The sequence below is a fragment of the Bacillus sp. FSL R7-0646 genome (genome assembly GCF_037969865.1).
Taxonomy (GTDB): Bacteria; Bacillota; Bacilli; order Bacillales; family Bacillaceae; genus Bacillus; species Bacillus licheniformis.
Map to the genome: position 1 here is coordinate 2,658,863 of NZ_CP150217.1, position 17,852 is coordinate 2,676,714.

Annotated in this window: 21 protein-coding genes and 3 pseudogenes; 6 read left to right on the forward strand and 18 right to left on the reverse strand. The window is 42.0% G+C overall.

What is annotated here, in order from left to right; translation table 11 throughout:
- The first annotated feature begins 27 nt into the window (after positions 1–27).
- On the forward strand, positions 28–195 hold the full coding sequence (locus tag MKY62_RS13840) for a hypothetical protein (RefSeq protein WP_017474352.1): 168 nt from the start codon (positions 28–30) through the stop codon (positions 193–195).
- Between the two features lie 55 nt (positions 196–250).
- Here the strand turns inward: MKY62_RS13840 and MKY62_RS13845 are convergent, their stop codons facing one another.
- From MKY62_RS13845 to MKY62_RS13910, 14 genes and pseudogenes are all read right to left on the reverse strand, one after another.
- Positions 251–1,684: an MBL fold metallo-hydrolase gene (locus MKY62_RS13845; RefSeq protein ID WP_003183739.1), complete on the reverse strand. Its 1,434-nt coding sequence runs from the start codon at positions 1,682–1,684 to the stop codon at positions 251–253.
- Positions 1,685–1,756: 72 nt separating this feature from the next.
- Entirely contained in the window at positions 1,757–2,956 is a 1,200-nt protein-coding gene (locus MKY62_RS13850) for an FAD/NAD(P)-binding oxidoreductase (RefSeq protein ID WP_003183740.1), read from the reverse strand.
- A 160-nt stretch (positions 2,957–3,116) separates the two neighbouring features.
- Positions 3,117–3,761: a response regulator transcription factor gene (locus MKY62_RS13855; protein WP_003183741.1), complete on the reverse strand. Its 645-nt coding sequence runs from the start codon at positions 3,759–3,761 to the stop codon at positions 3,117–3,119.
- A complete protein-coding gene (locus MKY62_RS13860; RefSeq protein ID WP_003183743.1) occupies positions 3,736–4,818 on the reverse strand; it encodes a PAS domain-containing sensor histidine kinase in 1,083 nt (360 codons plus the stop codon). The genes MKY62_RS13855 and MKY62_RS13860 overlap by 26 nt, the downstream gene beginning before the upstream one ends.
- Positions 4,819–4,836: 18 nt before the next feature.
- Positions 4,837–5,172 carry a thioredoxin family protein gene (locus MKY62_RS13865; RefSeq protein ID WP_003183745.1) on the reverse strand — a complete coding sequence of 112 codons (336 nt, stop codon included), beginning with the start codon at positions 5,170–5,172 and terminating at the stop codon, positions 4,837–4,839.
- Positions 5,173–5,193: 21 nt separating this feature from the next.
- Positions 5,194–5,976, reverse strand: a complete 783-nt coding sequence (locus tag MKY62_RS13870; RefSeq protein WP_003183747.1) for a sulfite exporter TauE/SafE family protein — start codon at positions 5,974–5,976, stop codon at positions 5,194–5,196.
- Between the two features lie 54 nt (positions 5,977–6,030).
- Positions 6,031–6,258: a sulfurtransferase TusA family protein gene (locus tag MKY62_RS13875; RefSeq protein WP_003183749.1), complete on the reverse strand. Its 228-nt coding sequence runs from the start codon at positions 6,256–6,258 to the stop codon at positions 6,031–6,033.
- A gap of 31 nt (positions 6,259–6,289) precedes the next feature.
- Complete coding sequence (locus MKY62_RS13880) at positions 6,290–7,420, reverse strand: MBL fold metallo-hydrolase (RefSeq protein WP_009327832.1); 1,131 nt, start codon at positions 7,418–7,420, stop codon at positions 6,290–6,292.
- Positions 7,421–7,520: 100 nt separating this feature from the next.
- Complete coding sequence (locus MKY62_RS13885) at positions 7,521–8,093, reverse strand: sulfurtransferase TusA family protein (RefSeq protein ID WP_003183752.1); 573 nt, start codon at positions 8,091–8,093, stop codon at positions 7,521–7,523.
- Positions 8,094–8,199: 106 nt separating this feature from the next.
- Entirely contained in the window at positions 8,200–8,682 is a 483-nt protein-coding gene (locus tag MKY62_RS13890) for a DsrE/DsrF/DrsH-like family protein (protein WP_003183753.1), read from the reverse strand.
- Between the two features lie 162 nt (positions 8,683–8,844).
- Positions 8,845–9,105, reverse strand: a complete 261-nt coding sequence (locus tag MKY62_RS13895; RefSeq protein WP_003183755.1) for a metal-sensitive transcriptional regulator — start codon at positions 9,103–9,105, stop codon at positions 8,845–8,847.
- A gap of 474 nt (positions 9,106–9,579) precedes the next feature.
- Positions 9,580–10,176 carry a methyltransferase domain-containing protein gene (locus MKY62_RS13900; protein WP_003183757.1) on the reverse strand — a complete coding sequence of 199 codons (597 nt, stop codon included), beginning with the start codon at positions 10,174–10,176 and terminating at the stop codon, positions 9,580–9,582.
- A 44-nt stretch (positions 10,177–10,220) separates the two neighbouring features.
- Entirely contained in the window at positions 10,221–10,928 is a 708-nt protein-coding gene (locus MKY62_RS13905; protein ID WP_003183759.1) for a DNA alkylation repair protein, read from the reverse strand.
- A gap of 373 nt (positions 10,929–11,301) precedes the next feature.
- A pseudogene (locus MKY62_RS13910) lies at positions 11,302–11,457 on the reverse strand (L,D-transpeptidase family protein); the annotation flags it as partial.
- On the opposite strand from MKY62_RS13910, the gene MKY62_RS13915 reads away from it, so the two are divergent.
- Both MKY62_RS13915 and MKY62_RS13920 read left to right on the forward strand, forming a co-directional pair.
- Positions 11,455–11,712 (forward strand): hypothetical protein, encoded by a 258-nt coding sequence (locus MKY62_RS13915; protein WP_003183762.1) that lies wholly within the window; start codon positions 11,455–11,457, stop codon positions 11,710–11,712. The pseudogene MKY62_RS13910 and the gene MKY62_RS13915 overlap by 3 nt on opposite strands.
- Before the next feature lie 72 nt (positions 11,713–11,784).
- A pseudogene (locus tag MKY62_RS13920) lies at positions 11,785–12,158 on the forward strand (iron chelate uptake ABC transporter family permease subunit).
- A gap of 68 nt (positions 12,159–12,226) precedes the next feature.
- Here the strand turns inward: MKY62_RS13920 and MKY62_RS13925 are convergent.
- The 4 genes and pseudogenes from MKY62_RS13925 to hemB form a co-directional block, all read right to left on the reverse strand.
- Positions 12,227–12,301, reverse strand: a pseudogene (locus MKY62_RS13925) (PadR family transcriptional regulator); the annotation flags it as partial.
- On the reverse strand, positions 12,298–13,140 hold the full coding sequence (locus tag MKY62_RS13930) for a sialate O-acetylesterase (protein ID WP_003183768.1): 843 nt from the start codon (positions 13,138–13,140) through the stop codon (positions 12,298–12,300). The gene MKY62_RS13930 and the pseudogene MKY62_RS13925, both read right to left, overlap by 4 nt.
- A 508-nt stretch (positions 13,141–13,648) precedes the next feature.
- Entirely contained in the window at positions 13,649–13,894 is a 246-nt protein-coding gene (gene yidD, locus MKY62_RS13935) for a membrane protein insertion efficiency factor YidD (RefSeq protein ID WP_003183770.1), read from the reverse strand.
- A complete protein-coding gene (gene hemB / locus MKY62_RS13940) occupies positions 13,891–14,877 on the reverse strand; it encodes a porphobilinogen synthase (RefSeq protein WP_003183772.1) in 987 nt (328 codons plus the stop codon). The genes yidD and hemB overlap by 4 nt, the downstream gene beginning before the upstream one ends.
- A gap of 332 nt (positions 14,878–15,209) precedes the next feature.
- On the opposite strand from hemB, the gene MKY62_RS13945 reads away from it, so the two are divergent.
- From MKY62_RS13945 to MKY62_RS13955, 3 genes are read left to right on the forward strand one after another with little or no spacing between them, the layout of a single operon-like run.
- Entirely contained in the window at positions 15,210–16,163 is a 954-nt protein-coding gene (locus MKY62_RS13945; protein ID WP_003183774.1) for a metal ABC transporter substrate-binding protein, read from the forward strand.
- A gap of 42 nt (positions 16,164–16,205) precedes the next feature.
- Positions 16,206–16,913: a metal ABC transporter ATP-binding protein gene (locus MKY62_RS13950; RefSeq protein WP_025808056.1), complete on the forward strand. Its 708-nt coding sequence runs from the start codon at positions 16,206–16,208 to the stop codon at positions 16,911–16,913.
- Complete coding sequence (locus tag MKY62_RS13955) at positions 16,859–17,683, forward strand: metal ABC transporter permease (protein WP_021837598.1); 825 nt, start codon at positions 16,859–16,861, stop codon at positions 17,681–17,683. The genes MKY62_RS13950 and MKY62_RS13955 overlap by 55 nt, the downstream gene beginning before the upstream one ends.
- Positions 17,684–17,852 lie beyond the last annotated feature (169 nt).

Consider the following 17,852-nt stretch of genomic DNA (forward strand, 5'->3'; position numbering starts at 1 on the left):
TCCTAAAGTCAACAAATCGCTTTTTGTATGCAACGAAATGTATTTCATCGTGGACGGACGGGAAAAACAGTCATCGTCGGCCTTGATTCGAAGAAAGAGAAAAACGAAGAATCGGGCGCTGCGGATATGTTTCAGAAGAGTGATCAGACGGAGAAGGAAAAGCGGAAATACTATCAGTCAAGAGGCCGGGAGTAAGACATAGCGGCCTCTTTACTTTTTATTCCATGCGCTTGAGCAGAGAAACTTTCTTTCATTTTAATTCGCTGCAAGGGGTTGAAATGGCAAGCCCGTCTTTCTGCCATTGGACAATGCCGCCGCTTAAACTCAATACTTGTTTGAAACCGCCGTTAGCTTGCAGGATGCTGGCCCCTATTGCAGATCGGGCTCCGGAATGGCATTGCACAAGAATCGGACAGTCCCTTCTAATTTCATCGAGCCGTTCTGGGAGCGTTCCCAGCATGATGTGTTGCGCATTCGGAATATGACCTTCCTGCCATTCAGTCAGATTGCGAACATCAAGCACGTGCACGAATCCGTCTTCCACTAATTTTGCGATCTCCAGTGGTATGATCTCCGCGTACGATTCAAGTGAAAAAGCACCGCTTTCCAGAATTTTGTCACGATCCATAAACCCTGCAATATTGTCAATGCCTACAGAGCGCAGCGCTTCCACGAGTTCGTTCACTTCAGCCGGATACGTTATGAAGTACACAGGACGATTGTAGTCGATGAGCCAGCCTGCCCAGTTTGTAAACCCCTTGTTGAATGGAATGTTGATCGTGCCTTTGAGGTGCCCTTCAGCAAATTCCCGGGAGGAGCGGGTATCCACAATTTGCTCTTTCCCCTGCAAATCTTTCACTTGTTCAATCGACATAATCTCTAAAACGGCAGAAAGATCTTTGAGCAATGCAGGGCCTTCTTTATTCACTCGTTTCATCTCAGCAAAATACTTCGGCGGTTCTGGTTGTCCATCAAGCAAGGCATTTACGAATTCCTCTTCATCGGTGTAAGCCATTGCCCAGTTAAACATCTTTTCGTAGCCGACAGTCGTAGTTGGAATGGCTCCCAATGCCTTGCCGCAAGCGCTCCCTGCGCCGTGAGCCGGCCAAACCTGCAAGTAATCCGGGAGCTGTTTAAACTTCATGAGGGACTTGAACATCGCTCTTGCCCCCGACTCTGACGTTCCCTTAATCCCCGCCGCCTTTTCAAGCAAATCGGGTCTGCCGATGTCGCCTGCAAAGACGAAATCTCCAGTAAAGATGCCGATTGGACGATCCGCATTTCCTCCGCCGTCCGTCAACAGGAAAGAAATGCTTTCCGGGGTATGGCCGGGAGTATGCATAACCTCAAACATCAGGTTACCAATGGAAAAGCGATCGCCGTCTTTCACAAGTTGATGTTTCGATTCATCGACATATTGGTATTTCCAATTTGCGTCTCCTTCATCGGAAAGATACAGCTTCGCTTGATGTGTAGCGCCGAGTTCGCGGGCACCGGAAACAAAGTCGGCGTGAATATGGGTTTCTGCGGCCGCTGTGATGTTTAGCCCTTCTTCCTTGGCTGCTTGCAAATATGGTTTTAGATTGCGGCCGGGGTCAATCACAATGGCTTCCCCTGTTTTTTGGCAGCCAACCAGATAGGATGCATGGGCCAGTTTTTTATCGTAAAAATAGCGCAATAACATGTTGTATTCCCCCTCTTGAAACATTTATCGCAATATATCCTTTTTTGAGTTCGCATCATGCTTTGTCCTGTCTTACATCAGTCCTTTTAACATGCCATTCCAATACATGATGGGAAGCAATCTTCTTTTTAACAGGTACATGCTGAATCGTTCCTTGGACTGATCAAATGGAAACGTTTCTTGCGGCACCTTGTGATAGTCAAACTCGGCCAGCACGAGTTTGTTGTACCCTGTAACCAAGGGGCACGAGGTATATCCATCGTACTTTGCATCTAATGAAGAGCCTTTTATCAAGGACATTAGATTTCGCACGACAACCGGAGCCTGTTTGCGAATCGCCGCCCCTGTTTTGGAGGTCGGCAGGTTGGAACAGTCTCCAATTCCGAAAACATTGGCAAACTTTTTGTGCTGCAGAGTGTACGGATCAACATCGACCCAGCCGCCGGCATCCGCCAATGCGCTTTCTTTTATACATGAAGGTGCTTTCATCGGTGGAGTCACATGAAGAAGATCATATGTGAATACTTCCTGCTCCCCCGTCTCCAAATGTTCGAACAAGGCTTCTTTTGAATCAGGCCGAATTTCGATTAAGTTTCTCTTGTACATCGTTTGGATATCCTTGCGCAGGACGACTTTTTCGAGCGCATTTGCGTATTTGGTGACATCAAAAATGATCGATTTCGCCGATGCAAAAATAATCTCCGACTGATGGCGGACATTTGACTTGCGGAAATAGTCGTCTGCTAAGTACATAATTTTCTGTGGAGCTCCCCCGCATTTTACGGGAGAATCAGGATGAGTGAAAATGGCGGTTCCGCCTTTAAAATTGCGGATGTTTTCCCAAGTGCTGTCTACCGTATGATATGAATAGTTGCTGCAAACCCCGTTTTTTCCGACCGCATCTTTCAAGCCTTTGACCCCGTCCCAATCGATTTGCAAACCGGCTGCTGCAACAAGATAATCATAGGAAACGATCGTTCCTTGTTTTGTAAGAAGTGTGTTCTGATTCGGCCGAAACTCCGTTACAGCATCGCCGATCAAGTCGACACCAGCGGGAATTAAAGAAGCCAGATCTCGCTCGGACTCTTCCTTCTTCGCTGCGCCGCCTCCAACTAATGTCCACAAAGGCTGGTAGTAGTGCTTTGTTTGCGGGTCAATGATGGCAATTTGTCCTTTGAGTTTTTTAGAAATCCTTACGAGACGGGCGGCGACAGAGATGCCAGCAGTCCCGGCTCCTACAATGACAATGGAATAACGAGCATGTCTTGCCATGGTCAACCCCCTTATGTTTATAGAAAGCTGCTGTTTTTCTTAATGATGCGTCTCTCTTTTTTTAAGTTAACATCAATCTTCCTTTTTCTGTATAGGGGAACTCCCCTACTTTTATGTGAGCTCCGTCTTCACAAGCTGACAGGGGTTAAGGGGCCGTATGTTACAACGACAGATCGAGATATTTATTTTTGATCGCATATTGAATCAATTCGTGTTTCGAGTCCAGATCTAACTTCTGCATCATATTCGTTTTGTGGTTTTCGACGGTTTTGACGCTGATTGAGAGTTTATCGGCAATCTCCTTATTGGCATAACCCAGCACAATGAATCTGAGAATCTCCTTTTCGCGGACAGTTAATACAGAGGTCGGCTTTTTGGGCTCTGAATTGAGCCATTGATCAATGATGTCTTGCGATACAGATGTTTTGTAAAAGAGATTGCCCCTGTACACTTCGACAATCGCCTGATAAAGCAACCGATAATGGCTGTTTTTCAAGACGTAGCCATGCGCCCCCGCCTCTATTGCTTTTTGGACAAAAATTTCCTCATCATGCATTGTCAAAATCACGATTTTAACAGAAGGATTCAACTTTCGGATCTCACTGCTCGCTGTGAATCCGTCCAACCCGTTCGGCATCGACAAATCCATCAGCACGACATCCGGCTTTAACTGTCCGGCGCTAAGAACGGCTTCGTTGCCATTATTGCTTTCTCCCGCAATTTCAATTCCAGAAAAGCCTTCCAAAAGGACACGGATGCCCTTGCGAATCATCATATGGTCATCGACCAGCAATACCCTGATCACTCTCCTTCCCCTCCTTGTCCTGTACTTTCACTTTAATCGTCGTGCCACTCTGAAGTGCAGAGTGAATTCGAAGACTTCCATCCATCTGATCGACTCTCTCTTTCATATGTTTGAACCCCAGGCCTTCCTCTGTCAGCCCGCGTTCAAAACCAATGCCATCGTCCTGAATGATCAAAACGAGCTCGCCGTCTTCTTTGTAAAGTATGACTTCAATAAGTGTCGCCTGCGAATATTTCAGGGCATTATGAAGCGCCTCCTGAATGATGCGGTACAAATTGATTTCAAAAATCGGCAGCAAGCGATTGCTGATATCGCTTGAGGCAAACGTAATAGAAACATCCTGATGCGTCTTGTTTAAGCTGGAAACAAGATGCTTGACAGCAGGGATCAGCCCCAATTGATCGAGACTGTGCGGGCGCAGCTGGAGAGAGTAGAGCTTGACGTCTTGGATTGCTTTTTCCAGTTCATCGATGATGTCCTGCATGTAATCTTTAAATGTTTCTTCCTGCTCCATGCGCGATTGAATCGCTTGAATGCCTACTGAAACCGAATAAAGCGATTGCCCTACACCATCGTGCAGTTCCTGGGCAAGCCGCTTGTGTTCGTTTTCCTGGGCCTCTAACGTTTTTTGCAGAACCAGCTTGGAGATCTTCGCTTCTTCCTCCTTTTTCTTCATTGTTAAATCTTTCAGGACCAAAAGAACTTCCATTTGATCGCCGTTTTCGGAAATGACAGCCGTACTCATCTCCATGTCGACGAATCGCCCTTCATAGGTGGGCATCGAGGAGAGAAAATAAGGAATTTCCCGCTTGGCCAGCAAATAACAACGCTCTTCTCCCGCTTCCAGTTTTCTCGTTTGGCAGTAGGAACAGTACGGAACCTTATCCCCTAGTTTCCATCCCGTCATCTTCTCTGCGGACGGATTAATCACCAGAATTGTGCGTTCCTGATCCATCATGATGATCCCATCCTGCAAATGGTCGAAGATCTGCCTTAAATAGCCGCTTTCATTTGACATTCCTTCTTCTGTATACCGAGCCGGGTTTTGACACATCATGGACCCTCCCTTAGCTATCTATTCCTCGTACAACTGATAGACTCTTTTTAACTTCTGTTCAAGCTGTTCAAAATGAATAAAACGCGCTTCTCGTAGACATTCGGTTCCCTCAATAAACAAAAGAAGCACAGGAACTGTGAAGACTGAAAACCTGCCGGCAACCTCTTCCACTATGTCAGCATTTATATGTCCTAATTTGATCTTTGGAAAGCGGGCCAACAGTGCTCTAAGCTGAGGCAGAACAGCGTGACAGACTGTGCATTGAGGTCTTGATATATATATAAAACTTAATTGATGATCAGTTATAAATTTCTCAATTGACACCATTGAAGTTAGTTCTGCAGCTTCTTTCATCCAATTCCTCCTTCAAGACGGTCAATACAGTAAGATATCAACCCAAATTTTCACTGTTGTAAGAAAAATAACGAATATCAAAATACCTTGAAGAACTTTAGCATTCACTTTCTTGCCAATGAAAACACCTAGCGGGGATGCAATCAGACTGGCAGCCATTACAACCAAAGCCGGCATAATAGGCACCTGTCCAATGACGAGCTTTGTAGCTGTTGTTCCAATCGATGAAATAAATGTAACTGCGAGTGATGTTGCGATTGTGATTCGTGCAGGTATTTTTATAATGACTAACATGAGCGGAACAAGCAGAAAAGCTCCGCCCGCACCGACTATACCTGAAGCCAAACCGACCACAAAAGTCATGATTGAGGTTAATATCTTTGGAAAGCGAATGTGATCACTTTGATTACCTTCTGTTCCTGTCTTTGGAATCAACATGATGATGGCTGCAATGATCGCCAATAATCCGTAAACCATGTTTATGGCATCTTCGGAGAAAAAATGTGACCCATAGCCGCCGATTAGACTTCCAAGCAAAATACTTAACCCCATGATGAAGATCAGTTCTTTATTTAAGTAACCGTCTTTCCGGTAAGCCCACACACCGGAAAATGCAGCAATAAAAACCTGGACTGCCACTATACCTGAAACCTGGTGTGCGTTAAAGCCTGTAAACCCTAATAAAGCAGGTATATATAATAGCAACGGGTAATTAATAATTGCTCCCCCGACACCAAGCATTCCGGACATAAAAGAGCCAATGAATCCGATGAAAAATATAAGAAGAATAAAAGATATGTCCACTACCTTTCCTCCTTTCCATCAATAAAAAGGGGGAATAGCCCCCTTTTATCACATTTAACCTTTTTTAAGCCAAAACTTTAATATACCATCTTCCTCTGTATCTTTAAGCAACTCATGACCGCCTGACTTCGCCCATGCTGTTAGATCGCTTTTTGCCCCTTTATCAGTGGCATGTACTTCTAACACTTCTCCGGATTGCAATTCATCCATCGCTTTTTTTGTTTTCACAATTGGCATCGGGCACGCAAATCCTTTAGCATCTATTACTTTATCTGATTTCATTTTTTATCTCTCCCTATCTTCAAATCTATATTCATCCATGAACCGCACAACGGTTCGGTCCCATTTCCATCTCGCTTTGCCTGTCAGCATCAGGCATTATTTTGCCCATGTTGGTTTGACGGATTTCCTGATATGCATTTGGCTGTGGCGGCAGATTTTCTGATACAGCCCCTTTGAATTCATTTTCATCCAGATTTAAACCGGCATTCTTTTTATATAAATCACTCAGCTTAGCTTGGACTTGCCCCTGATCGCCTAATTCACTGACTGTCGAAAAGTGAGCTGGAAGAACAATCAAGTCACCTGATATTTGTTTGTATTTTACATACAATGTGTTACGCAAATCCTCTGCCCAATCCCCGGCTTTTCCAGCTAAGTCCGGCCGGCCAATCGATTCAACAAATAAAATATCTCCTGTTAACAAATAGCGATTATCAATCATTAAAGAGGTGCTACCAATCGTATGTCCAGGTGAGTAAATAGGTTCTGCTTTCATACCTGCGCTTCCTACAGAAATATTTTCATCTTCAACTAGCGGTTCATATGAAAATAGCACTTCCTCCGCATCTTTTGGCGGCAGGTAGTATGCAGCTCCTGTACGCTTACGCAGTAAACGTCCGCCCGAAATATGATCCGCATGTAAGTGTGTATCGACCACATGTTTAATCGTAACGTTTCTCTCTTTCGCAAAATCTATATATGCATCAACAGAACGAGCAGGGTCAACTACAATTGCTTCTCCGTCGGTTTCGATAAAATAGGATAAACAGCCTTTCCCCATTCTTACGAATTGATAGATCGTCCCTCCTTCTTTCAAGTCTCCGATTTTGACTGGATGTAAAAATTTGCTCCACGCCTTCATACCGCCTTTAAGTACCAGCACTCTTTCAAAACCGGCATCCACTAAATGCTGTGCAACCATCTCTGAAGACCCTTGTTTGGCGCAAACGACTAGAACATCTTGATCTTTAGGAACTTGGCCATCAATTTTTTCTATACCATCAATTAAATCAAAATACGGAACATTTAAATGTTCAACCCGGCTTCCCTCGATTTTCCAATCACTAAGGGCCTCTTTATTTCGTACGTCTAAAATAAAAAATGATTCTTTTCTTAATAGCTTTTCAGCTACTTCTTTTGGTGAAACGAATGTAAAATTCACATTTAAACCTCCTTAAAATGTTAGAGCCCAAATGGCATCAGAACTTGTTGCAATGATTGCAACTTTTACGGCCATTCAAATCATTCCTCCAATTTTTCTTTTATTGATTTTTTTCAACAGGGCCTGACCACTCCGCCATACCTTGGACAACATTTTCAACATCTTTAAAGCCATTATCCGCAAGCTGTTTAGCTGCCAGATCGCTTCTATTACCCGTACGGCAAACAACATAAATTTTCCCGTCTCTATTCAGTTCGTGCGCTCTTTTTTCAAGTTCACCTAATGGAATTGAAATCGCTCCGGGAATATGGCCGAAACGGTATTCTGCAGGTTCCCGAACATCAACTACTGTTAGCCGCTCGCCCGCCTCTACCTTTTTTTGAAGCTCTTCATTTTGAATCGTATAAGGAAACGTTTTTACTTTCTTTATTTCAGAGTGACCCGCTTTTCGAAGATAATGCTTTAATATATCTCCGTCTTCTGTCGTCCCGAGATACTGGTGACCGCTTCCCTTTGCCCATGCCCGTATATCAGCAAGAGACCCTTTATCAGTAGCATGCACTTCAATTACCTGCCCCGGTTTTAACTCATTCATGGCTTTTTTCGTTTTTACGACGGGCATTGGACAAGCAAGCCCTTTTGCATCTAATACGCGATCAGTTTTGATGTTCATCAATCATCCCTCCATATTCATTTTCTGTTTTATATCACTGTTCCATTTGGCTGCTTCAGGATTTCCTGTTTTGCATTCCCGAAGAAGCAACCGTTCAATTTGGAGATTATATAAATAAATTCACCTTTGCTTCGTTGGCATCGCCTAGATAAGCGGCAACACCTGCATAATCAAGGCCGTCGATGAGTTCTTCTTTTTGCAAGCCTAACAAGTCCATTGTCATTGTACAGGCAACAAGCTTAACTCCTTGTTCTTGCGCCATTTCAATCAGTTGAGGCAGAGACAGTACGCCGTGCTTTTTCATGACATGTTTGATCATTTTAGGCCCGATACCGGCAAAATTCATTTTGGATAATCCGAGTTTCTTTGAACCACGGGGCATCATAAAGCCGAACGCTTTTTCAAGCGGCCCTTTCTTGACTGGCACCGGTTCATCTTTTCTTAAAGCGTTAAGCCCCCAAAAAGTATGAAAAACTGTTACCTCATGATCATAAGCAGCGGCGCCATTTGCAATAATAAAAGCGGCAATCGCCTTATCTAGGTCACCGCTAAATAAAACAATGGTCGTTTTTTCTTTTTGGTCTGACATATAACAACTCTCCCACTTTTGTATACTTATACCCGTACAGGTATATAAAAACTAAAAAAAATATAAGTCAGCTTTTTATACCCTAAAGGGTATAAAAACAGCAAAATTTCTTTTAACCAGGGGTATATAGAGGCTGTATCATAAACAACAGCCATCTAAACATTATCTGCTTTTAACCAATAAATTAACGGCTTCTTGGATGAGGTCTTCGGTATCTTCTCCTCTTTCAATTTGAAGGCGGACGCATTTCTCCAAGTTACTGCTTACAACAACACCGATGGCCCGATCTAATGCAGAACGAACAGCTGACATTTGGCTTACGAGTTCTTTACACTCTTTTCCTTCATCCATCATCTTTAATATCCCTCGAACTTGACCTTCAACTCGTTTGATCCTATTTTTTAATTGATTATCGTATTCCATCACATAACCTCCTATTTCCTTATGATGATGACATATCCTTCAACTTTTCCGCAAACCGTTACTACGCAGATATGAACTGTCCTGCATTTCTGTCACATTCGTTAAGACCAGTGATGGCTTTTTGTCCAGACAAGCTTTATCCTAATGGACCATCGCCCGCCTATACATATACCCCTATGCGTATAATACTGAACTGCTGAGGATAAATCAAATTTTTAGTTCTGCAAAAGTATAATAAGCGCCATCTTTAAAAACAAAAAAACATCGACAAAAGAAGTCACCGTCGGCCGTTTCGGACTGAATTAAGAAAAAAAGCGCAGTGCGAAACCGCGAAGGAGCTTAGATTTCGCGAACCCGAGAAACGGGCGTTGATCGAAAATGCATGATGAGTTTTACCGTCCAGAGAAAAAGAAGTGATGAAAAAAGCCGGGTCATTTTCCGGCTTTTCCTATTTCATTTTAAAAAAACAAGAAATCACTTTATGCTGCTGGATATAAACATTGAAGCATCTTGATTCATAAAAATACGCCGGCCGTGAAAAAATGTCTTCATTTCAGTTGATTTAAATCCAATATCGGATAATCTTTTTTTCAATTCTTCGTGCGAAAAACCGCTGTGAACTTTCGGATGTTGTATTTTGTCATTTTTGTCAAAATCAATAATTATGAGCTTGCCGCCATCATTTAAAATGCCGAACAGTTCTTGTAAAATTTTATTTGTATCCGGAATATGAAGAAGGACTAGTGACATTAAAACGATGTCTGCCTTCAGTTCAGGAGTTTCTTGGGTGAAATCTGAATAAAGCGTCTTTGCGTTGGCGATTCCTTTGCGAGAAATTTTAGCTTTCGCCACCTCCAGCATTTGTTTGGATGAATCAACCAGCAAAATAGAATGTACTAAATCTGATAATTCTAAACTAATGAGACCCGTACCGCTCCCATAGTCAATTAAAGATTTTGATTGACTGTTTCGCAATTCCGGTCTTACTTCATTCACGATCACTTTAGCTAATTCAATTCTTTCTTCTGTATCATATCGCTTTGCGATCTGTTCAAAAACGTTATTTTCCATATTCCACTTCCTATTTATTTTTAGATGGTTTACTGAAAACTATGCTAACACCTTACATATTTCCGTTTGAAACCGAGACGGCCTCTATCAATATCTTTTTGAATATTTTTGGAAGCATTCAGGATACTGCTTTTTTTCTTGCCCCGCCTGAGTTCGACCGGGCCTACTGCTTTTGCGGTTTCAACCGCCTTTTCATGAAGCGGCAAATATGAAATCCCGACTGTGTAGATAAAATTATTCATAGCCGATTTTGTTCGATCTGGAGAATCGTGAATCGTACGTTCCACCTGATCAAGCATACTGGCAATTTTAGCTACATTAAATTCATCGTCCGGTCGATTACCTAAAAGCCAGCAGTAACAGCTCCAGCCTGCCGACATTTTAAGCTCTTCACCGCTTGAGATCCATTTATCAGCAACAGCCTGCGCAAAATCGGTTTCTGCCAAAGTTACGGCAACAACATAATCAGATAGCATATAGAAATACGCCGCATCGATCCACCGCTCAAAATCCGCTTCAGTCATTGTCATTGGGTCAGCAATAATGCCGGCAAAATACATGGCATCGTAGTTCCCGGTAGCGTAAAGCTGCTCCGCCAAGGGCTGATTTTTCTTGATTTTCTTTGCGAGCGGCTTCATTTTGCCTGTAGCCACGCCAAACAGCGGTTCGTGTGCACCATTCGTTATGTATCTTTTTTTCATGTTTTCCGTACCCAGCGCTTCCAGTTCTTTCATAACCGTTTCAAGATCCATGCTTTCACTTCCTTCTTAAATTAAATTCATTACTTTAACTCCATTATCATGCTCTTTCACTTCATCTAATCATTACAAATCCACTTTATTTGTTTTAATGCTCTCCATCAACGGCTACATCAGCATGAAAAGATCAGTTGCCATGTATGATCCTCATCTTTTTTAGCGGTTGTTTTGTTTCCTAAGTCTGATCAAAACTAAACTTCCTCTGCATATCATTTATGTTTATTATATGAAACATTTTAACAAGCAGAAAGGGGGTGTTTTTGACCGCCTTTTCTCTTCATGCGTCAATTTCGAATGCCACCGATATTTGCAAAAAGAAGACTCTTAAAAAAAGAGTCTCCTAACTTGATCAATAAAACGAGCCAAATCAGCTGATCACAGCTTTTGTTTTTTCAGGTATGTTTTCATACATCCATTTTGCATCTGGAATCGCAAGCCTGATACATCCATGGGAAGCTTTTTTTCCTAATTTTTTTGCTTCCTTTTAAATGACTTTTTTATCTTTGTTGAATGGTACGCTATGAAGACGAATTTTTATGGGAAAGACCATCAGATCCCATTAATCGGCGGCACGTTTTATAAACCTAATCTTCAGAACATTTATCAATATGAACCGGATTTGGTGATTGGGATTGGCGGTGTTCACGATACCTTAAGAGACGGAAGTCCGTCTTCGAGCGGATTACATTTGGACCTGCTCATTTGCAGCTTTCATTTTTTCTTCCATTTTTTTAATGCATCGGCAGAATTTTGGCGGCTGTTTTCGTTTATGTATTAAGCGCTTATACCAAGAAGATGTCGTCTGTCTTTTTGTTAAACGGCATGGTTAATTTCAGCGGTATTGCAAGCTGTGACTTCATTTATTTTACTTAGACATCAAGAAGCGCTTGGAAGCATTTTATTGTGGACGATCGGATCACTGAATGGAAGGATTTGGATTCGCTTGAACCTTTTATGGCCAATTGCAGTTCCTGCGCTCATTGCGGGATTGTTGACAGCGGGAATCGCAAATGCCTGGAGGCTGGAACAGAATCAGCTGTGCTCCTGGGCCTTTCTTTAAAGAAAACAAATGCTCTTTTATTTTTCATCTCTGCCCTTTTAACCGCAGGGGCCGTTTCGATTGTTGGAGCAATTGGCTTTATTGGTTTAATCGGCCCTCACATTGCCAAACTTGATCGTTGGAGAGGATGCGAGAAAAAGTCCTATCATTTCCAAATCTATTAAAGAATTTAGATTGGGGAGTTTTTCATTTATAAATCGGTTAAATAATTGTATATTATTTGATTGTCCAACAAACAGGCCAGAAGTTCATAGCCGTGAGCTCCGGGGTTTTGGATTAGCAAGCCAAGGATAAGTAAGGGAATTATGGTTTCATCACCATCGCCATCCGCGCCTCGAATTCCGCGTACGTGATTTTACCCGAAGCCAAATCCATGCTGTGAAGGTAAATCTGTTCTGTTTTAGAATAGTCACCATTCACTTTCAGTGATTGCTCCTCTCCCGAAATGGGTTTCAGGATATGGTACTTTTTCGAAAAAGCCTCGAAATAGCGGTAACCGAATTTGCGTTGTGAAGCTGCATCTAAATGAATGCCATCAGGATTCGCAGTCAAACCTGCCGCAGCAACAAAATAACAATTCTGTTGTTCATTAGCAAAACGCAGCAATTGTTCATTAACCTGTCGAAATTCGGTCGCGTGCTGTCCAAAACCGGTCTTCCCAAGAAAGTCACCAAGCCCTCCAATAATCAACGGTACCTCATCAAGTTTCAACTCGTTTCTTAGCGTCTCGATGATAAGGGTTAATTTCTCGTAATAAGTTTCATGTAGCGAACGATAACTGTCACTCTCACCCTGGTGCCAAAGGATTCCACAAATTTGACTGGAGCGGAGGGCGAAGCGGGCTTCGGACAAAGCATGCTGAAAAAGGATGCCTTCCGGATGCCAGTCATTCAATGAACTGCCACCTTCCGCACAAGGGATCAAGCCAATTTCTTCATCGGGATGAGCTTTCGACCATGCATCTGCAAAAGATGCCGCCAGGCCAACGCCGGAAACCGGACGGTCGTAATTAATCGGCTCTGTCATCATCTGCCACTGCCCATTGCGCAGCATTTTTATTTTTTCATTATAGATAGGGTCTACTTCATTCAAAAATCCACGGCCTGCCATATTCGACTGCCCCAACATTAAAAAAGACTTTATCATCTAATTTTCACTTCTTTACATCAATATTTTGGTCTAATTAGACTATAGTCAATTCAGTTTGTCTTGTAAAGTTTTAACAAGGTTTTATTTTTTATCAGTATGTATGAAAAACAAACTAATATGAAAATTTGGTGGATATATTTGTGAAATAGCAAGTTCTTTTGCTTTTCTTATTCAACTATCGGGGGCTTTAGTTGAATAACGATCTTCCACAATCGGGCGCGATTATTGAACAAGAACTAAAGGAGTTATACATATTAGTCATGTAAAATATATATAACTCCTTATTTTTTATGACTTTTTTTGATTTAGGTCTTGATAAATAACGAAATTTCTCGTATAAAAATACACAATTAGATGACCGGGTGTATTGCTGAAACATACACCCGGTCATCTTTATGCAGCCTTTTCATTTACTGCTCTGAATGTGCAGGAGTTCTTCAGGAAAGCGGTCAACTTCCCCTGCCTGCCCTGCAAGGAAAAACGATCAATAGATCATCCTACAATATTAATTTGAATCCCCTTCCCTTTTTTGATCTGTTTTGCTTGGAACAGGATCAAAGCCTCCCGGATGAAGAGGGTGGCATTTCAGTAATCGTTTAATAAGCAGATAACTGCCTTTGATAAACCCGAACCTTTGAATCGCTTCAAGCCCATAGTTGGAGCATGTTGGATAAAATCTGCAAGTCGGCGGGAAAAGAGGGGATATCGCCTTTTGGTAGAATCGAATGAATATGATCGCTGCCCGTTTCATGATTCCTCCCGAAGAAATTTTGCTATATCTTTTGCAAAATATGTAACAATAAGATCCGCACCGGCCCTCTTCATCGCAAGCATGCTTTCCAACACTGTATTTTTTTCGTCAATCCAGCCGTTTTGCGATGCGGCTTTTATTTGGGCATATTCTCCGCTTACTTGATACGAAACCAGCGGAATCTGGAGAGAATTTCGCATATCCCTGATGATGTCTAAATAAGGCAGACCAGGTTTAATGATCATAATATCCGCTCCCTCTTCAATATCGGACTGAGCCTCACGAAAAGCCTCCAAACGGTTTGCCGGCTCCATCTGATAGGTCCGGCGGTCACCGAAAGCGGGCGAATTATCCGCGGCATCGCGATATGGCACATAATAGCTTGAAGCATATTTAATACCGTACGACATGATCGGTATGTCTTTATAACCCGATTCATCCAGCGCATGCCGGATATACGTCACAAATCCATCCATCATGCTTGAGGGCGCCAGAATATCGGCCCCTGCCTCAGCCTGAGATACGGCAACTTTTACATGTATATCTAAAGACATGTCATTATCGATCCTGCCGTTTACAGGTATGCCGCAATGGCCTTCTGTTTGATAGTGACATATACATGTGTCTGTAATGATGACCAAATCAGAATCTAAAGCCTTGATTTGCCTAACCGCTCGTTGAACAATTCCATCTGACGCATAAGCAGACGTTGCCAAATCATCTTTCCAGCTTGGAATTCCGAAGAGAAGAATCGCTTTAATTCCGAGTATTCTTAACTCATGAATTTCCTCTTCTAATAAATCTAATGTCAGTTGATAAACGCCCGGCATGGAAGGTACTTCTGTTTTTAACCCCCTACCCTCTTGGACAAATAGAGGATATATGAAATCGTTAGCGGAAAGCCGATTTTCTCTTACCAAATCCCGGATACCCGGCGTTGAGCGCAGTCTGCGATGCCGTGAGAATGCGAATGATTGATTCAATGTTATTGCACCACTTTTCTACATGAGTTATTTTTAAATCGTAATTGTTACGATTTACAATTTAAAGTATAAACAATCACATCTATCATTTCAATGTTAAGAGAAAGAAGCAATTCATGATGATTGTTCGGTCTGTCCCGCCCTGTTTAGATTTTTTAAAAGGTTGTGATACTGCCGATCTTACCCTGAACAATTAAAAACACTTCACAAATCGTAATGATTATGATTTAATATAGAATTAGTTCATTAAGTTAAGTGTTATTGATCTGAATGATCAACCACAAGTAATGGTAATGAACGAATGAATACTTTTTAAGAAAGAAGGAATAAACATGAAAAAACAGATGACAACTGCTTTGATTGCGGCAACTTGTCTTTCACTATTTGCAGGATGTTCTGGAAATGAGGGAAAACAAGCAAACGGCCCCTCATCAGATCATCAAAAATTACAGGTCACCACAACATTTTACCCAATGTATGAGTTTACAAAGCAAGTTGCGGGAGATAAAGCAGATGTTGACCTTTTAATTCCATCTACTGTTGAGCCTCATGAATGGGACCCTTCCCCAAAAGATGTTCAAAAGATCGGGGAATCAGATGTCCTGGTTTATAACAGTCCTTATATGGAAACATGGGAACCTTCTATTGAAAAAAGCGTGGGAAAAAACGGCCCTGCTTTTGTAAAAGCAAGCAAAGGCATTGAACTGATGAAAGGAAACGGAGAAGAGGAAGAAGAACATGAAGATTCCGGAAATGAGCATACATATGATCCCCATGTATGGTTAAATCCTGTCCTTGCCCAGCAGGAAGTAAAAAATATCACAAAAGCGCTTGAAAAAGCAGACCCGGACAATAAAGATTATTATGAAAAGAATCGCGATGCATTTTTGCAGAAATTACAGGATCTTGAGCAAGAATATAAGTCAACATTAAAAGATGTTCCAAAAAAAGAGCTCATTACACAGCATGCAGCATTCGGATATTTAACGAAGCAATATGGATTAACACAAGTGCCTATCGCGGGTCTTTCTCCTGAACAAGAGCCAAGTGCAGCTAAACTCGCAGAATTAAAAAAGTTCGCACAGAAACACCATATTAAAACCATTTTCTTTGAAGAACTCGCTTCTCCGAAAGTTGCGAAAACATTAGCAGATGAAATTGGAGCTAAAACTGAAGTGCTCCATACATTGGAAGGACTAAGTAAAGAAGAGCAAAAACAAGGGCTGGACTATATTGATTTAATGAAAAATAATTTAAAACAGTTAGAATCGTCATTATCTCAATGATGAGACACGCAACTTGTTTTTGATGGAAAGGTAAGAATGATATTGGAACTTATTTCATTACACAATGTGATGTACGGCTATGAGCATACACCTCTATTGGAAGATATAACATTCACCATTAATAGCGGAGAATTTGTCGGGATTACCGGCCCTAACGGGGCCTCAAAATCAACGCTTCTTCGCCTTATGCTTCGTTTGTTAAAGCCTTGGCATGGAAGTGTGAACATCAGTGCAGCCAATCCTGGCGGGGAACGTTTGAAAATCGGATACTTGCCACAGCAAATTGCTTCTTTTAATGCAGGGTTCCCGAGTACTGTGCTCGAGCTTGTGCGCTCAGGGCGGTACAAGAAAGGAAGCTGGTTTAGCAAATTAAAGGAACAAGATCATAAAAAAATAGAGGAGTCCCTGAAGATGGTCGGAATGTGGGAATTTCGTCATCGCAAAATTGGCCATTTATCTGGAGGACAAAAACAAAAAGTTTGTATTGCCAGAATTTTGGCTTCAGAACCTGACATCCTTGTCCTGGACGAACCCACAACAGGTATGGATGTTGAAAGCCGCCGGTCCTTTTATCAAATGATGGACCGGCAAGTACAACAACATCATCAAACCGTTATCATGATTACCCATGACCAAGACGAAGCGGAGCCATATTTAACAAAAACTATTCGTTTAGAGAGGGGTGAGAACAGCAGATGGAAATGTTTGATTTGGAATTCATGCAAAGAGCCTTCTATGCAGGATGCTTAATTGCGATTATAGCTCCATTACTCGGGGTCTTTCTTGTCCTCAGACGACAGGCTCTCATGGCCGATACTCTATCTCATATTTCACTCGCTGGCGTCGCCATCGGTTTCTTTGTCCATACGAATATAACGTTATCAAGTTTTTTAGTTGTAACAGTTGGAGCCGTAGGCATTGAATATATGAGGAGAGCTTACCGTACGTATTCCGAGGTCTCCATTGCCATTTTAATGGCTGCTGGTCTTTCTTTTGCTCTCTTTTTATTAAGTGTTACTGAGGGTGGAATGACGACGAATATTGAGCAATACTTATTTGGCTCTATTGTAACGATCAGCATTGAACAGCTTTACATTATGGGCGGAATTACGCTGCTTGTCTTATTATATTTCTTTATTTTTAAAAGACAGCTTTATTTAATGACTTTTGACGAGGATACAGCCGAAACAAGCGGAGTAAATGTTCGGCTGCTTTCTCTTTCATTCAGCATTTTAGTTGGAATGACAGTCGCTGTGATTATACCAACAATCGGAGTTTTGCTTGTGTCGGCATTATTAGTGCTTCCAGCGGCATTTGCCATTCGGCTGTTCAAAGGCTTTACAGCTGTTTTTTCGGTTTCTATCATCATTGCTCTTTTAAGTATTCTCTCTGGTCTTACCTCTTCTTATAAGTGGGGTACACCTCCGGGAGCAACCATCACATTGCTGCTAGTCGTATTTTTAATAGCGGGATTTATAATACAGAAGGCCGCTTTGCTGGTTAAAAGAACTCGACATTAATGCACCTTGCTTCTTGATCTGATTATAATTCCGATTGATTAGTCTTCAAAAAGCCGCCAATCAAAACATGGCGGCTTTTTTGGGTCTGAAAACGACATGTCATCGCCGGCCGCTGATGAAGACGTTTCGTTGACTCCCGTTTCTTCACACATGCCTTGCCTGATGGCCT

Excerpts from the sequence above, each read along its gene's own strand:
- MKY62_RS13840 (WP_017474352.1), top strand. The coding sequence starts at position 28 with ATGCAACGAAATGTATTTCATCGTGGACGGACGGGAAAAACAGTCATC.
- MKY62_RS13845 (WP_003183739.1), bottom strand. The coding sequence starts at position 1,684 with ATGTTATTGCGCTATTTTTACGATAAAAAACTGGCCCATGCATCCTAT.
- MKY62_RS13850 (WP_003183740.1), bottom strand. The coding sequence starts at position 2,956 with ATGGCAAGACATGCTCGTTATTCCATTGTCATTGTAGGAGCCGGGACT.
- MKY62_RS13860 (WP_003183743.1), bottom strand. The coding sequence starts at position 4,818 with ATGATGTGTCAAAACCCGGCTCGGTATACAGAAGAAGGAATGTCAAAT.
- MKY62_RS13865 (WP_003183745.1), bottom strand. The coding sequence starts at position 5,172 with ATGAAAGAAGCTGCAGAACTAACTTCAATGGTGTCAATTGAGAAATTT.
- MKY62_RS13875 (WP_003183749.1), bottom strand. The coding sequence starts at position 6,258 with ATGAAATCAGATAAAGTAATAGATGCTAAAGGATTTGCGTGCCCGATG.
- MKY62_RS13885 (WP_003183752.1), bottom strand. The coding sequence starts at position 8,093 with ATGAACATCAAAACTGATCGCGTATTAGATGCAAAAGGGCTTGCTTGT.
- MKY62_RS13890 (WP_003183753.1), bottom strand. The coding sequence starts at position 8,682 with ATGTCAGACCAAAAAGAAAAAACGACCATTGTTTTATTTAGCGGTGAC.
- MKY62_RS13895 (WP_003183755.1), bottom strand. The coding sequence starts at position 9,105 with ATGGAATACGATAATCAATTAAAAAATAGGATCAAACGAGTTGAAGGT.
- MKY62_RS13900 (WP_003183757.1), bottom strand. The coding sequence starts at position 10,176 with ATGGAAAATAACGTTTTTGAACAGATCGCAAAGCGATATGATACAGAA.
- MKY62_RS13905 (WP_003183759.1), bottom strand. The coding sequence starts at position 10,928 with ATGGATCTTGAAACGGTTATGAAAGAACTGGAAGCGCTGGGTACGGAA.
- MKY62_RS13915 (WP_003183762.1), top strand. The coding sequence starts at position 11,455 with ATGAAGACGAATTTTTATGGGAAAGACCATCAGATCCCATTAATCGGC.
- MKY62_RS13930 (WP_003183768.1), bottom strand. The coding sequence starts at position 13,140 with ATGATAAAGTCTTTTTTAATGTTGGGGCAGTCGAATATGGCAGGCCGT.
- yidD (WP_003183770.1), bottom strand. The coding sequence starts at position 13,894 with ATGAAACGGGCAGCGATCATATTCATTCGATTCTACCAAAAGGCGATA.
- MKY62_RS13945 (WP_003183774.1), top strand. The coding sequence starts at position 15,210 with ATGAAAAAACAGATGACAACTGCTTTGATTGCGGCAACTTGTCTTTCA.
- MKY62_RS13955 (WP_021837598.1), top strand. The coding sequence starts at position 16,859 with ATGGAAATGTTTGATTTGGAATTCATGCAAAGAGCCTTCTATGCAGGA.